Origin of the sequence: Shewanella sp. MSW (assembly GCF_007636515.1) — a bacterium.
GTDB lineage: Bacteria > Pseudomonadota > Gammaproteobacteria > Enterobacterales > Shewanellaceae > Shewanella > Shewanella indica.
In genome coordinates this window covers 173,763-188,012 of record NZ_LVDR01000006.1, presented here as the reverse complement: position 1 = coordinate 188,012, position 14,250 = coordinate 173,763, and the positions used below count along the sequence as shown (strand labels likewise).

Sequence of the window (14,250 nt, the reverse complement as noted above, 5' to 3'; positions counted from 1 at the left end):
CACTAAAGCTCTCTTGGGCTTCCTCTGGTTTTCTAAGGCTTCCCGGGGCTAAGCTCATTCCTGCCAGCGGCGGAAGATCAACGAAGTATTGATGCCGCCAAAGGCAAAGTTATTGCTCATCACCAAGTCGGTATCCAGTGCCCGGCCTTTGGCGCGAATATAATCCAGCTCGGCGCAATCCTCGGCAATATTCTCCAGGTTGATGGTGGGTGCAAACCAGCCGTCACGCATCATCATAATGCTCCACCAGGCCTCCAGCGCGCCGCAAGCGCCCAGGGTATGGCCGGTATAGCTCTTCAGCGATGAAATCGGCATCTGTTCGCCAAATACTGCGGCAGTAGCCCGGCTCTCGGCGGCATCGCCGCGGTCGGTGGCCGTACCGTGGGCGTTGACATAGCCTATCTGCTGCGGCGCTATCCTGGCATCTTTGAGTGCCAGCCGAATCGCCTTTTCCATGGTGTCGGCGTTCGGCTGCGTCACATGCAGGCCGTCTGAGTTGGTACCGAAACCCAGCACTTCGGCGTAGATGCGCGCGCCTCTGGCCTTGGCATGCTCCAGCTCTTCGAGCACCAGGGTGCAGGCACCTTCGCCTATCACCAGGCCGTCCCGGTCGCGATCGAAAGGCCTGGGGGTCAACTCGGGAGTGTCGTTGCGGGTACTGGTGGCAAACAGGGTGTCGAAAACGACAGCTTCTGTGGGGCAGAGTTCTTCGCCGCCCCCGGCCAGCATCAAATCCTGCTGGCCATACTTGATGGCTTCATAGGCATAACCTATGCCCTGGCTGCCGGACGTACAGGCGCTGCTGGTGGTTATCACCCGCCCCTTGAGGCCGAAAAATACCCCGACATTGACCGCCGTGGTATGGGCCATCATGCGGATATAACTGGTGGCGGTAACGCCGCTCATATCGCCGTGTTTGAGCATGTCGCCAAAGGCGGTGATGGGTTCTGTACTGCCGGTGGAAGAACCGTAGGCTATGCCCATGGCACCTGAGGCTATCAGAGGATCATGCAACAAGCCGGCATCCTCCAGCGCCATTTCACTGGCGCGGGTGGCCATCAGAGACACCCGGCCCATGGAGCGGATCTTCTTGCGCGAATAGTGCGCCGGAGTGCTGAAGTCGCTGACCGGCGCCGCCAGACGGGTATGCAGGCCATCGAACCTGTCCCATTCATCCATGCGAACCACGGCATTTTGGCCTGCCTGCAGCTTGGCTTTGACGCTGTCCCAATCCTGGCCCAGGGCAGAAATGCCGCCCATGCCGGTAATCACCACCCTGCGGCTCATAGCATGCCTCCGTTGACCGAGATCACCTGGCGGGTGATGTAACCGGCTTCGTCAGACATCAGGAAGTTGGCCAGGGCCGCTATCTCTTCAGGCTGGCCCATGCGCCGCAACGGCACCAGTTGCTGTACCAGTTCGGGGCTGAAGGTATCAACCATTTCGGTTTCGATGATCCCGGGAGCGATGCAGTTGACCGTGATCTTGCGTTTGGCCAGCTCCAATGCCAGCGCCTTGGTGGCGCCTATGATACCGGCCTTGGAGGCGCTGTAGTTCACTTGGCCACGGTTACCGGCCAAACCGGAAACCGAAGACAGTGTAATGATGCGGCCGCCCTTGCGCCGTTGGATCATCGGCATCAGCGCCGGATGGATCACATTGTAGAAACCATCGAGATTGGTGTGGATGACGCCATCCCATTCGGCCTCTGTCATCGCCGGGAAAGCCGTGTCGCGGGCGATACCGGCATTGAGAACCAGGCCGTGATAGGCACCGTTGGCTTCGATGTCGGCCTCAATGACTTGGCGGCAGGTCTGGCGCTCGGCAACATCAAACTGCAGCAGGCTGACCTTGACGCCCAAGGCTTGGATTTCGGCGGCGCTGGCCTCGGCGGCCGCTCGATTGGCATGAAAGTGCAGGGCGATATCAAAGCCGGATTGCGCCAGACGTAGGGCGATAGCCTTGCCTATGCCGCGGCTGGAACCTGTGACCAAAACTCTCTTTGTCATGCGGAATCTCCCTGCATCGCCTCCAGACTACCGGCAATATAGGCCTGGGTGTCCTGGGGCTGAAAAACGTTTACATTGGCGCTGGCGATCTCTGTTTCGCCATCAAAGATGCGGCAGTCGAACACTGCCAGTCCCGTGTCTTCCTGATAGAGGCGCTGCACCTGAGTCAGGTATTCGCGTCCGGGCAGGAATCCCGGGGTATGCATGCTGAGCTTACGGCTGCCCAGCAAAAAACCGACCCGGATAATATCACCGCGGGCCTCGGCTTCCACTCCGGCCAGTGCCGCTATGCTCTGGGCCATATATTCTATGCCGACATAATTGGGCACCAGAGCCCGGGCGTCATCGAAATAGGGGCTCTGCTCACTAATCTTCACCTTGGTCAGCAGCCTGTCTTGGCTGTGCTCGACCACGGCGTCTATCAGTATCATGGGCGCCCTGTGGGGCAGAAAATCGGCGATATCACGCTCGGTTAAAGGCTGGGTCATTCCGGGGCTCCACGGCTGAAGATCAGGCTGGCATTGCTGCCGCCAAAGGCGAAGGAGTTACTCATCAGGTGATTCAATGCGTGGCGGCTACCCTGTTTGACCAGCGGCAGTGCGGGATCCTTGCCATCCTGCTCACAGTCCCACAGATGCGGCGGCAGTTGCCCATAACGGTTGAGGGGCGAGAGCAGCAGCCAGCAGAATACCGCTTCCAATGCCCCGGCGGCGCCCAGTGCGTGGCCGGTCAAGGGTTTGGTGGAACTGCAAGGCGGCAGTGCTTCGGCAAATACCGAGTGCATGGCGCGGCTTTCCATGGCGTCATTCTTGGGGGTGGCAGTGCCGTGCAGATTGACATAGTCGATGTCATCAGGCGTCAGCCCCGCCTGCTTAAGTGCCATCTCCATGGCAGCAATCGCACCGTTGCCCTCGGGATGGGGCGCCGAGATATGGTGGGCATCGGCCGACTCGCCGACACCGGACAGCAGCACCTGGCCGCTTCCTCTCTCCAGGGTAAACAGCGCCGCGCCTTCACCTATGTTGATGCCGTCGCGGTTGGCGCTGAAAGGATTGCAATGCCCCTTGGAGACAGACTCAAGTGCATCGAAGCCGTTGAGGGTCAATTGGCACAGGCTGTCGACCCCGCCGACTATCACCATGTCGCACAGTCCGGCATGCAACAGCCGTTTACCGGCGGCAAACACCTTGGCGCTGGAGGAGCAAGCCGTCGACAGTGTGTAACAGGGGCCGCTCAGCTTGAACCAGGCTTGCAGGAAGCGACTGGTGCCCCCCAGCTCCTGCTGAAAATAGTGGTAATCCGAGGGGAAATGGCCGTGGCGATTGCGGTACTCCAGTGCCTCTTCACCCTTGGAGATCCCCGAGGTGCTGGTGCCTATGACAACCGCGATGCGCTCCTTGCCATATTTGGCCTTGGCGGCTTCCACCGCCGGGGTGATTTGCAGGGCGGCGCACAGCAACAGGGCGTTGTTACGACAGTCATAGTCGGCAAACTCGGCGGGAATGGCCGGTAATTCGCTGTCCACTACCCCGACTATGGCCGGCCGTTCAAACAACAGGTTGTCGCGGCTGACCATGCCGCGGCTGTCACCGGCGAGCAAGGCGTTAAGCACCTCGTCGGCCCGGTTGCCGAGAGGGGTACAAAAACCCGCATGATTTATGGCTGTAGTTGTCATATCTCTGTTTTGGGATCCGGCCCTGTATCTATTACAGGGGCTTAATGTTCAGTTTTAAATCGGCCTGCGGCATGTTCAAGGCCACTTCCGCATGCCAGATGTCGCGGCTGGAGTAACTTATCCGCATCAGCTCGCGATTGTCATTGCTCAGCAATACCCGGCACAGGACGGCGGCGCAATCTTCCAGTTTCACCCTGGCGCCATCCAGATAAGCGTTCAGCTTTTCCTCCGGCCAATAGATGAGTTGCAGCAAGGCCAGCAGATATTCTGCTTTAAACTCATTGCCGAGCAGTACACTCTGCTCGCTGGTCAGTGTATGTCCATCGTAGATCAAGGTAAACAGTGCTTGGCCCAGAGGTGCCAGCCCCACCACAGTCATCTGCTGCGGCTGCAGTTCCAGTTGGCTGATAAGCTCATGGCTCTGCTCCCCTCGTTGCAGCCGCACCTGCTGGCTGAGACTGAGCGTTTGCTCCAAAGTTTGAGTTTGAACCGAGTCACTGCCCTGGGGCTCATCTGGTTGCTTTGCGTCTTTGGCAGCCTTGGTATCAGAGGTTTGTCCCTTGGGCGCGGCCTGGTTCAGCGGCAGCGGCGCCAGACAATAACTGACATCCTTTGCCAGGGCAACGCAGGTTTGGCGATACAATAGCTGGCTGCAGCCACTCAGGCCAACCAGCACAGTGGCAAGCAGCAGCAAGCGGGTAACAGCGGCTGTCATAAGGCTTCCTCGACAGCGTCGCGGCAGAGGTTCACCACCAGATCCAATCTGCGCCGGGATTCACTGACAAAGGGGTTGTTGCTGTCCCAGGCGTAGCCCGCCAGGATAGAGCAGATCATCTGTTTTATTTTCGGGTTGGCGTCTTCAAAGAAGATCACCTCCTGGAATCTGCCGTCATACCAGGCTTCCACATAGGTGCGGAAGGTGTTGACCCCCAGCATCAAGGGCTCGGCATAATCCTGCTGCCAGTCTACCGCTTCCCCCTTGAGCTGGCGTACCAGACAGTTGCAGGCCAGACTGGCCGAGTGCATGGCTATGGTCACCCCGGAGGAGAATACCGGGTCGAGAAACTCACCGGCATTGCCCAGCAGGGCAAACTTGTCGCTGGCCAGGGTGCTGACATTGGCCGAATAGCCCTTCAAGGTGGCGCAGTCGCGGATCACTCTGGCGTCTTTAAGCAGCGCCTCCAGCCCTGGCTCTTCATTGACTATGGTGCGCAGTTGCTGCTCCAGGCTGCCTTCGAGTCTTGCCAGCAGGTGCGGTTCGGCCACCACCCCCAGCGAACAGGTGCCGTTACTGAAGGGGATCAACCAATACCAGATATCCTTGTTGCGCGGATGCACGCTGATAAGGATCTTGTTGCGGTCAAACTCCGGGTCGCTGATATTGTCCTCAATATGGGTAAAGATGGCCGAGCGGGCCGGCAGGCTGGAGGGGCATTCCAGCTGCAGCAATCTTGGCAGTACCCGGCCAAAGCCACTGGCATCCAGCAGATATTTGGCCTGCACTGAATAGACTCGTCCATTTTCGTCTGCCACTGTCAGCCGTGGCTCTGCGCTGAGATCCACCGCGGTGACTGTCTGGCCATAACGTATCTCTACCCCTTGGGTACTGGCGGTATCGGCCAGCAGTTTGTCGAACTGGCCTCGGGGAACCTGAAAGGTGGTGCCGGGGCCCGGGGTAAACTTGTCATTGAAATCAAAGGTGGTGTAGCGGCCGTTGCGCCGAAAGGCGGCGCCGTTTTTAAACTGAAACCCGGCCTCGGCTACGGCTTCTGTCATCCCAGCCTGCTCCAGTACTGTCATGCAGCAGGGCAGCAGGCTCTCTCCGATGGAAAAGCGTGGAAATTGGGCCCGCTCCAGCACCAGGGCATCTACTCCTTGTTGTTTCAGCAGACTGGCCGCGACCGAGCCGGATGGCCCGGCACCGATAATGACCACATCGACTTGTTCCACGGCATTGGCAGTGTTCACTTTGCATTCCTTGTAAGAGTTGAGGTTAGGGGAGCGAGTAACAGGGTAAAACCTATGCCCAGCGCCAGGGTTATACCAAAGGCGGCAATGGCATAGGTGTCACTCAAAGCCAGCAGGCCAAAGGCCAGCAGGGTGGAGGCGGCAGACATCAGCACCGCCAACATCACGCCTCTGGGATGCTGTTTGGCTTCGGCAAAAAACAGGCTGTAGTCCACGCCTATACCGAACACCAATACCAGTGCCAGGGCATGAAACAGGGTCAAGCCGCTGCCGAGCCAGCCAAGGGCGCCCAGAGTCAGAATCGCCGCCAGCGTTGGCACCAGCGCCACCCAAAGGCCGCGGCGCAAACCAAAGCGCCAGCTGAAAATCACCGCCGCCAACAGCAGTGCCAGCGCCAGCATCATCAGGGTCAATTGACGGTATTTGGCCATCAGCGCCGAGATATCGGCGACCTTGTCGACCAACTGCACGCCCGGGTTGCTGCTTGCCAGCTGCTTGAGGGCGTCGAGATCGCGGATGCCACCGAGCAGCACTATGGCGGCGTGAGCCGATATTCCGTCAGTGGGGGCGAGGTAGAGGTCACTCAGCCCTGAGGATTTGGCCCCTTCACTGGCGAGCCAGTCGGTGGCCGAGAGCGGCTGGAATTCGGCCCATTGCCTCGAGAGCGGCCCGGCAAGCTCGGCATTTAGTCCCAGGGTGTCCAAAACTGTATCTGTTTGGCGATAGATAAGCCCCTGCAACTGATGATCTTGCTGCTGGCGTTTGATGCTCGGCAAATAGTGGGCGATATTGACGCTGTTGCCGAGTTTGCCTTCCGCAATCAAACGTTTTAGCTCGGGCGCCAGCTGTTCGAGACGCTGCAGCATCTCCTCGGCGCTGTCACCCCGAACCAGCAGGAACTGATTGTCCGTGCCGCCACTCAGCAGTTGCCTGAGGGCATTTTCCGGCTCGCTGACCGCTGGTGGGCTGCTCTGCAGCGCGCGGATATCATCGTTGGCCTTGAGATAAATGCCGCCAAACAGCAGCAGTAACCCCAATGGCACTAGGATTAACAGACTGCTGCGCCGACCGAGAGTTTGCCAGAGACTCAGCAAGCGGCCAGCCAGCGCCAGGCGGCTGTCTCCGGCAAGCAAAGGGCTGGCGGCTATGGCCGGATACGCCAGCAGCAGTGTCAGCCAGGTGAAAATCAGCCCGCTGGCACAGAACACGGCCACCTGTTGCATGCCGGGGAAAGGCGCCAGGCCTATGCCCAGGTAGGCGCCGACACTGGTGATCAAGGCCAGGGTCACGGCCGGGAATATCTGGCCAATCACCTGCCTGGGAGAAGCCTTGGGATGTTGCAAGCGCTCGCAGTAGAAGTGAAAGCTGTAGTCGATGGCGATACCGATAAGGCTGGTGCCGAACACCAGGGTCAGCAGATGCAGTTCGCCAAACAGTGTCAGGGTAGTGACCGTCGCCGCCAGGAATCCACTGCCCAGGGTGAGCAGTGCCACCGTCAGCGGCATCAAGGAGCGAAACGCCAGCAGCACCAGCAGGATCACTCCAAGCAGGGAGACTAATCCGATACGGTTGATCTCGCTCTTGGCCGATTCTGTGGCGGCGGCGGCATGAAACAGGGCACCGGCCTTGAGCACTCGAATCTCTTGCGGCAGAGGCGCCAAGGCCTGCTCCAGCGCCTTGAGCTGGGTTGACTGTTGCTGCGGGTTAAAGGCGCTGCCTATGCCCTCGGCCATCACTATGGCTGCATACTGGCCTTGCGGCGTTGGTGCCAACATTATGCCATCTGCCTGGATGAGACTGCGGCCCTCGGCCAGCGACTTGAGCCAGTCGGGGAACAGCAACAGCGGATCTTCGGCAATCAGGTCGCTGCCGGCGGCGCCAAAGGCGCTATAGAGCTGTTGCTGCGCGTTTTGAATCAGAGTGGTTAATTCACCGCTAGCGAGTTGCTGCCTCTGGCTGTCACTGAGCAGCCCCATGCGATAGGGGAAATAGAAACGCCCCAGGGCGCTGAAGCTGTCGGCCTCGGCGCTGCGCACTCTCTTAAAGGCGCCTTGCTCCTTTTCCAGCGCACTTTGCAGCTGTTTGCCGGCGTTGATCGCCTGAGGCTTATCCTTGGCAATCAGGCCGATATACAGCTGATTGCCCAGTTTCTGCTCCATGCGTTTCAGCGCCGCTTCGGCGAGCGGATCTTCCTGCACCTTGGGCAGCATGGCGAGAATGTCGCTCTGAATACGGCCGCCCTGTTGCCACTGCCAGACGCCAAGCAGAATGAGCAGTGTCAGCAGCCCCAGCCACAACAGCAGGCCAACCGGCGCCGAGAGCCTGGGACGAGTGGGTTCAGGGCGAGGCGACATCAGGGGGTCACCTCGGGAAAGAAGCGAGCGCGCTCGCTGTCATTGAGTGGTGATTTGTCCAGTTCAGAGAAGAATATCTGGCTGATATCGCCGTTCTTGGCCAGCAGGGTCAGAGATTCGAGATCCTGACTGCCTTCGAGCACCATTTGCGGCAGCAGAGCTGCCATTGTCTGCTCCTTGGCCTTGAGTCCCAGTTGCCAATGACCCGTTTGGTCATTGAGCAGATAGAGTTCAAACCCCTGGCTCAATACCTGAATATCACCGGAGAGCAGGGATTGCATCATGCGCGGCAGCATTTCAGCCACGGCCGCCGGGCCGGCATCGGCCTTGGTGACACTGAGTTTGCCCTGGCTGTCCTGCTGGATAAGCTCGCCCTGTTTCAGCAGCAAGAGGTTGTCGAAGGGAGTCTGCTGTTGCCAGAGCATGCCCAGCTCTCGTTGAAACAGAAATTCGCCGCTGCTGCGAAGTGGCTGTTTCAGCACCCTGAGCCAGCGCACCTGCTCAAACTGGCCTCGGCTGCTGTCGCTGAGGGCCATCTTAGTGCTTAACTGTTGCAGAGCCTGCTCTGTGGCCGCCTTGGCAAAGAGTTTGTCGAATGCTTGCGCCTCCGGCCTGACTCTTCCCTTGGCTTCGGTGGCCAACACTGCCACCGGCTCTGTCTGAGTGTTATCAGCCGCCACTTTTCCCAGTGTCATAGTGGCCGGCGCCACTTCTCCTAAAGCCATGTTGCTGCAAGCGGCGTCAAACCAAACCAGTCCCAGCAGCCCAAGCAGTGTGGCTGGCTGCCGAGTGAGCCGAAAGCCGAAAGCTGAGGGGTTCATGACTTGGCCTCGGCGGCCGCGATAAAGGGCGCCAGGCGCTCACGGAACACCGGCGGGGTCACCAAGCACAGTTCCTGGGTCTGCATATCCACTGCGGCCTGTATGGTGTAGCCCTTGGTGAGGCGCTCACCAAGGGCGGCGTCGCAAATCTGGTAGTTGATCTTCAGCCGATTTTCCCACTCAACCAGGGCGGCACTCACCCGGATCTTCTGCTCGAAACGGCTGGGTTTGACGTATTTCAGCTGCAGATCCACTATCGGCCAGGCGTAACCCGACTCCTGCATTCGGCGGTAGCCGTAGTCGAACCTGTCCAGCAGCTTGCAGCGGGCTATCTCAAAATAACGCAGATAGTTGCCGTGCCAGGTAATGCCCATGGAATCGACATCGTGGAAGGGGATCTCCAGCTCTATTTCAGTGCTGAGGATGGCTTTCATCGGCACACCTCCCACTCCCCGGCTTGGATCTTGGCCAGGGTTTGCCGCAACAAGGCTTCCAGCGGCCTGTCTTCAATCAAGAGTTCAAAGTCGGCTTCCAGCTGCGCCAAAGTGGTGGCCACTGACTCGGTCAGCGACTCACGTTCCAGTTCACCGGCGAGCAGGCGCAGGCGGATCCCCTGACTCATGGCCAGCAGTGCGGCGGCGGCCACCTGCTCGGTCAGTTCCAATACCCGCAGGGCGTCACGGGCGGCAATGGTGCCCATGCTGACTTTGTCCTGGTTGTGGCACTCGGTAGAGCGAGAGAACACGCTGGCGGGCATAGTGTGTTTCAGCGCCTCGGCGGTCCAGGCCGAGCAACCTATCTGCACTGCCTTGAAACCGTGGTTGATGGGGCTGCGCTCGCCCTGGCTGGCCGACAGGTTGGCAGGCAGGCCGTTGTTGAATTTGGGATCCATCACCAGAGCCATCTGCCTGTCCAGCAGATCCGCCAAATTGGCCACCGCATTCTTGAGGCTGTCCATGGCAAAGGCGATATGGCCGCCATAGAAGTGGCCGCCGTGGAGAATATGTTCCCCCTCGCCGTCCACTATCGGGTTGTCGTTGGCACTGTTGAGTTCGGTCTCGATAAACTGGCGCATAAAGGGTAGGGCATCGGCCAAGACCCCGATAATGTGCGGCGCGCAGCGAATCGAATATCTGTCCTGCAGTCGGTCAGAGTTGCGTGGGTGTTCGTGGTGGTTGAGGTCTTCACGGATCCAGGCTGCGACCTGGTTCTGCCCCGGGTGCGGCTTGGCGGCAAACAGTATCTCGTCGAAATGGTTGGAGTTGCCCTTGAGTGTCAGCGAGGCCATAGCTGTAATGCGGGCGCACAGGCGGCTCAGGTACTCGGCCCTGTCATAGGCCAGACAAGCCAGCGCCGTCATCACGGCGGTGCCGTTCATCAGTGCCAGGCCCTCTTTGGGCCTGAGCTTGAGGGCGCTGATCCCAAGTTCGGCATAGACCTCGCTGGTGGCGCGGCGCTGTCCTTGATAGAAGACCTCCCGCTCGCCAACCAGTACGGCGGCCAGATATGACAGTGGCGTGAGATCGCCGCTGGCACCCACAGAGCCTTCCTCCGGGATCACCGGCACTATGTTGAGGTTCAGCAGCAGGGCTATGCGCTCCAGCAGCTCATAGCTGACACCGGACTTACCCACGGCCAGTGAGTTGAGGCGACAGGCCATCACGGCTCTGGCCTGGGGGATCTCCAGCACCTTGCCCATGCCGCAGCCATGAAAGCGCGACAGATGCAGCGGCAACTCGTGTACCAGATCCGGGCCGACATTGACGGTACAGGAATCGCCATAGCCTGTGGTGACCCCATAGACCACGCCTTCTTCATGGAGCAGGCTGTCGATAAAGTGGGCGCCGCGCTGGATATAGTCACGGTACTCTGCACTGGCGTTGAGGGTTACCGGCGCCCCTTTGGCGATGGCAACCACCTGCTCCAGTGTCAGTGATGTTTGGCCGAAGCCGACCGTCTTGGTGGCCTTAACTGTTGCGCTCATGAATTGTCCTTGGGGCGGTCAGCAACTTGGTCCTGCCGCCAAAAATCGAAAAAGTTAAACCACTGCAGTGGTGCCTTGCGGGCAAAATGTTCCAGTCGCTGGGCATAGAGGCCTGCTGCCTGTTGCAGCCGCTGCTGCCGCTCGGACCTCGGGCCTTTGAGGCTCTGCTCGAAGGGCTCTAACCAGACCTTATAGCCCTGCTGCTCCCGCAGGCAGAACATGGTGTAGATGGGGCAGTCCAGCAGACCGGCCAGAATAAAGGGGCCCTGGGGGAAGGGCGCCATCTCGCCGAGGAACGGCACTTTCACCGTGCGACCCGGGCTATGGCTGGAGGTGCGATCGGCGGCAATCACCACTAATTCACCGGCCTCGACCTTGCTTTGCAACAACATGGAGGTGGCCGGGTTGAGTTCGGTGACCTGAAGTAAGTTGAGTTCACTGTCCGGGTTCAGTTGTTTGAGCACCCGGTTGAAGTTTTCGGCATTGCGGGTCATCACCATCACATTGACCTTCACCTTGCGCTGGTGAATGGAGATGGCGCGGCACAGCTCGATATTGCCAAGGTGAGACACCAGTAACACGGCTCCCTGGCCACTTTGTAACTGCTCGGCCAACTGCTGACGGTCGCTGAACTCCACCTGTTGCAAACGAATGCGATCGCACCAGGCATCGATGCGATCCAGTGCGGCATTGCCGAAGGCGAAGAAGTGGCGCAGGCTGTCGCGCCAAGTCACCGGCTGACCGAGATTCGGGTGCTGTGGCTCCAGTGCCTGAACCCGCTTTAGAAACGCTTGTGATGCCTCGCGGGCCTGTCGCCCCGTGATAAAGAAATAACAGATCACCGGGTACATGATCGCCCGCGCCAGCCAGTGGCCGCCGAAACGATAGCTCTCGGCCAGCAGCTTGATACCCCAGTAGCTGCCCCGCTCCTTGATGTTGGACCAATGAGCGCCTTGGGGGTTGTCTTGTGCCGCTTGGGTTGGCCCCAGTTTCTGCCCCTTGAGCTTGCGCCACAGCATGGAGAAAAACAGCCTGCTGTGCAGCTTGCTGATCCGCACATTGTCGGCCAGCCCCTGAAAATGGCTGCTGCCGTCTTCCGGGTAGATCACCTTGGTGGGGATATGCTCTATGGCAACACCGCGCCAGTAGAGACGCACCATGACTTCGATATCAAAGTCCATCCGCTCGCCGAGGGCTTCGCTGCTAAGCAGGGCCTCGGTGGCCGCCAGTGGATAGACTCGAAAGCCGCACATGGAATCGCGGATATCCAGGCTCAGGGTCTCGACCCAGACCCAAAAATGGGTCAGGTAACGGCCGTAGAGCCGACCCTTGGGCACGGAATCATCATATTGCGGCAGGCCGGAGATCAGCGCCTTGGGGTTGAGCTGCGCCCTGGCGATTAGCGCCGGAATATCTTCCAGATTATGTTGGCCGTCGGCGTCCACCTGTAGGCCGTGGGAAAAACCCGCGGCCCAGGCGGCGCGCAGGCCTGTCATCACGGCGGCGCCCTTGCCGCGGTTATAAGGGTGATGCAGCAGGCTGACCCAGTCGCTGTGCTGTTCGGCCAACTGTTGCAACAGATAGCGGGTCTCATCGTCGCTGCCGTCGTTGATCAAAAAGCAGGGCAGCCCCAGCGGTTTGAGGGCTTCCAGCGTCGCAGCGATATGGCCCCTGTGGTTGTAATTGGGGATGATCAGCGCCAGCTTCATTGCTTGGCCTCTGTCTTGAAGGCGATACGACCCGAGCCGAACTTCTGTTCGCCGTCGCTGTAGCTGAAGCTCAGTTTACCCTTGGCGGGGTTATTGCTGATGCTGAGGGTGACTTGCATATTCGGCAACAGCAGTTGCTGAAACTTGAGCACCTCGAGTACCGCGACTTCGGCATCATAGCCGAATGCCTGGCTGCCGAGACGCACGGCCCAGTCCAGTTGAGTTACGCCGGGCAATACCGGCTGGCCGGGAAAGTGGCCGGTAAACATAGGCAGCTCGGCCGGAATGCTCAGGCGCCAACTGGCTTCATTGTCCTGATGCCGGTGTTGAACAATGGGCGGAAGAACAGACTTAATCATGATCAAACAGCTCAAGAATATCGTTTTTGAGCAACTTGCCCTGGGCATTGAGCGGCAGCTGCTGTGGATAGCGCCAGCGCCTTGGCAGAGTCACACGTTCAAATTGGCTCAGCAGATGGGCCTTGAGGGCGTTGTTGATGCTGAGTTTGCCCTCGGCTTCGAGCTGTGCCTTACCGGCGGCGGAAAGCTCTACCGCCGCGCCCAGTTGCACTCTGGGGTTTTCCAGCAGCACCAGATGCGATTGGGTCACCCAGGGATGGGCGTTGAGCAAGGTTTCCATCTGCACCAGAGACAAGCGCTTTTCCTCTATCTTGACGATGCGGTCCAAGCGGCCTTCGAGGCAGAACTGGCCTTCGCCCAGCAGCCGAACCTTGTCTTCACAGCGGTATTGGCCGTCGTCTTCGAGATAGGGGGAGCGCAGCAGCAAAGCGCCGTCGCTGTCATTGCTCAGCTCCATGGGGGTAAAGGCCTGCCAGGGGGTATCGCTGCTCTGTTGGCGCCGATAACCTATGCCGCCGGTTTCCGTGCTGCCGTAGACCTCGATTGGCAGGCTACCGTAGCAGCGCTTGACCCCTTGGGCGGCTTCCAGGCTCAGGGGCCCGCCGGAGCTGAAGATCAGGCTGGGAGTGTGCAGCTGGCGTTCATGCTCCAGCGCATCCGGCAGCCTCGACAGCTGCGCCGGGCTGCTGATCAGGCACAGGTTGGGAAACAGGGCGGTGTAATAACTCAGGGTTTCCGGGTATTCCACCAGATCGCTGAGGAAGGGGCGACTGGCCGCCAGTGGCCATAGAATCTTAAACAGCAAGCCATAGATATGCTGGTGGCTGACGGTGGCAATCACACTGCACTGTGGCAGGTGAGCGGCGAAGGTCTGCTCCAGCACACTGACTTCGGCATCCAGTTGCTGCAGGCGCTTGCGAACCGCCTTGGGTTGGCCGCTGGAGCCTGAGGTGAACAGCAGCAGTTCGCCGAACTCATCCCCCTCGGCCATCTGCGGCCAGGGCGAGTGGGGCAGTGACAGCTCTTTTTTCAGCTCGAGCCAGATCTTGCCCTCACACAGGGGGCGGTCTGACACTATGGCATCAAACTCCTGGGTCAGTTCGCTGAGAGTACCAGGCTGAGTGTTGGCCGGCAGTATGATCTGCTTGCCCGACAACAGGGCGGCGCAGAGGCCAACGGCGAACAGATCGCTGCTGTCGCAGGCCAATAGCCAACGCTTTTCCGACCGGACTTGCAGGCGCTGATGCAGATGATAGACCTGGGTGGCGAACAGTGAACCCGTGACTATGTCATGGTGGTTAAAACTGATCAGTTGTTGCCCTGCTGGGCCTTGGGTAAGCCAGGTTTTCAATAACTCTGTCATAACTGTCC

The 14,250-nt window shown here is 59.4% G+C and carries 13 protein-coding genes; all 13 read right to left on the bottom strand.

Features of this window, described 5'->3' with window-relative positions; all coding sequences use genetic code 11:
* Positions 1-54: 54 nt before the first annotated feature.
* The 13 genes from AYI96_RS08740 to AYI96_RS08680 are packed head-to-tail and all read right to left on the bottom strand — an operon-like array spanning position 55 to position 14,242.
* A complete protein-coding gene (locus AYI96_RS08740; RefSeq protein ID WP_144361440.1) occupies positions 55-1,287 on the bottom strand; it encodes a beta-ketoacyl-ACP synthase in 1,233 nt (410 codons plus the stop codon).
* On the bottom strand, positions 1,284-2,009 hold the full coding sequence (locus AYI96_RS08735; RefSeq protein ID WP_039034684.1) for a 3-ketoacyl-ACP reductase FabG2: 726 nt from the start codon (positions 2,007-2,009) through the stop codon (positions 1,284-1,286). Before AYI96_RS08735 ends, AYI96_RS08740 begins: the two co-directional genes overlap by 4 nt.
* Positions 2,006-2,497, bottom strand: coding sequence for a hotdog family protein (locus AYI96_RS08730; RefSeq protein ID WP_039034683.1), 492 nt, complete (start codon positions 2,495-2,497; stop codon positions 2,006-2,008). Before AYI96_RS08730 ends, AYI96_RS08735 begins: the two co-directional genes overlap by 4 nt.
* On the bottom strand, positions 2,494-3,684 hold the full coding sequence (locus tag AYI96_RS08725) for a beta-ketoacyl-[acyl-carrier-protein] synthase family protein (RefSeq protein WP_144361439.1): 1,191 nt from the start codon (positions 3,682-3,684) through the stop codon (positions 2,494-2,496). The genes AYI96_RS08730 and AYI96_RS08725 overlap by 4 nt, the downstream gene beginning before the upstream one ends.
* A gap of 31 nt (positions 3,685-3,715) precedes the next feature.
* Complete coding sequence (locus tag AYI96_RS08720) at positions 3,716-4,399, bottom strand: DUF3261 domain-containing protein (protein ID WP_144361438.1); 684 nt, start codon at positions 4,397-4,399, stop codon at positions 3,716-3,718.
* Positions 4,396-5,652 (bottom strand): NAD(P)/FAD-dependent oxidoreductase, encoded by a 1,257-nt coding sequence (locus AYI96_RS08715; RefSeq protein ID WP_144361437.1) that lies wholly within the window; start codon positions 5,650-5,652, stop codon positions 4,396-4,398. Before AYI96_RS08715 ends, AYI96_RS08720 begins: the two co-directional genes overlap by 4 nt.
* Complete coding sequence (locus AYI96_RS08710) at positions 5,649-8,006, bottom strand: MMPL family transporter (RefSeq protein ID WP_144361436.1); 2,358 nt, start codon at positions 8,004-8,006, stop codon at positions 5,649-5,651. The genes AYI96_RS08715 and AYI96_RS08710 overlap by 4 nt, the downstream gene beginning before the upstream one ends.
* On the bottom strand, positions 8,006-8,827 hold the full coding sequence (locus AYI96_RS08705; RefSeq protein ID WP_144361435.1) for a LolA family protein: 822 nt from the start codon (positions 8,825-8,827) through the stop codon (positions 8,006-8,008). Before AYI96_RS08705 ends, AYI96_RS08710 begins: the two co-directional genes overlap by 1 nt.
* A complete protein-coding gene (locus AYI96_RS08700; RefSeq protein ID WP_039034678.1) occupies positions 8,824-9,261 on the bottom strand; it encodes an acyl-CoA thioesterase in 438 nt (145 codons plus the stop codon). Before AYI96_RS08700 ends, AYI96_RS08705 begins: the two co-directional genes overlap by 4 nt.
* Positions 9,258-10,811: a histidine ammonia-lyase gene (gene hutH / locus AYI96_RS08695; RefSeq protein WP_144361434.1), complete on the bottom strand. Its 1,554-nt coding sequence runs from the start codon at positions 10,809-10,811 to the stop codon at positions 9,258-9,260. The genes AYI96_RS08700 and hutH overlap by 4 nt, the downstream gene beginning before the upstream one ends.
* Positions 10,808-12,520: a glycosyltransferase family 2 protein gene (locus AYI96_RS08690; protein ID WP_144361433.1), complete on the bottom strand. Its 1,713-nt coding sequence runs from the start codon at positions 12,518-12,520 to the stop codon at positions 10,808-10,810. Before AYI96_RS08690 ends, hutH begins: the two co-directional genes overlap by 4 nt.
* Positions 12,517-12,879, bottom strand: coding sequence for a thioester dehydrase (locus tag AYI96_RS08685; protein WP_144361432.1), 363 nt, complete (start codon positions 12,877-12,879; stop codon positions 12,517-12,519). The genes AYI96_RS08690 and AYI96_RS08685 overlap by 4 nt, the downstream gene beginning before the upstream one ends.
* Positions 12,872-14,242, bottom strand: coding sequence for an AMP-binding protein (locus AYI96_RS08680; RefSeq protein WP_144361431.1), 1,371 nt, complete (start codon positions 14,240-14,242; stop codon positions 12,872-12,874). The genes AYI96_RS08685 and AYI96_RS08680 overlap by 8 nt, the downstream gene beginning before the upstream one ends.
* Positions 14,243-14,250: the final 8 nt, after the last annotated feature.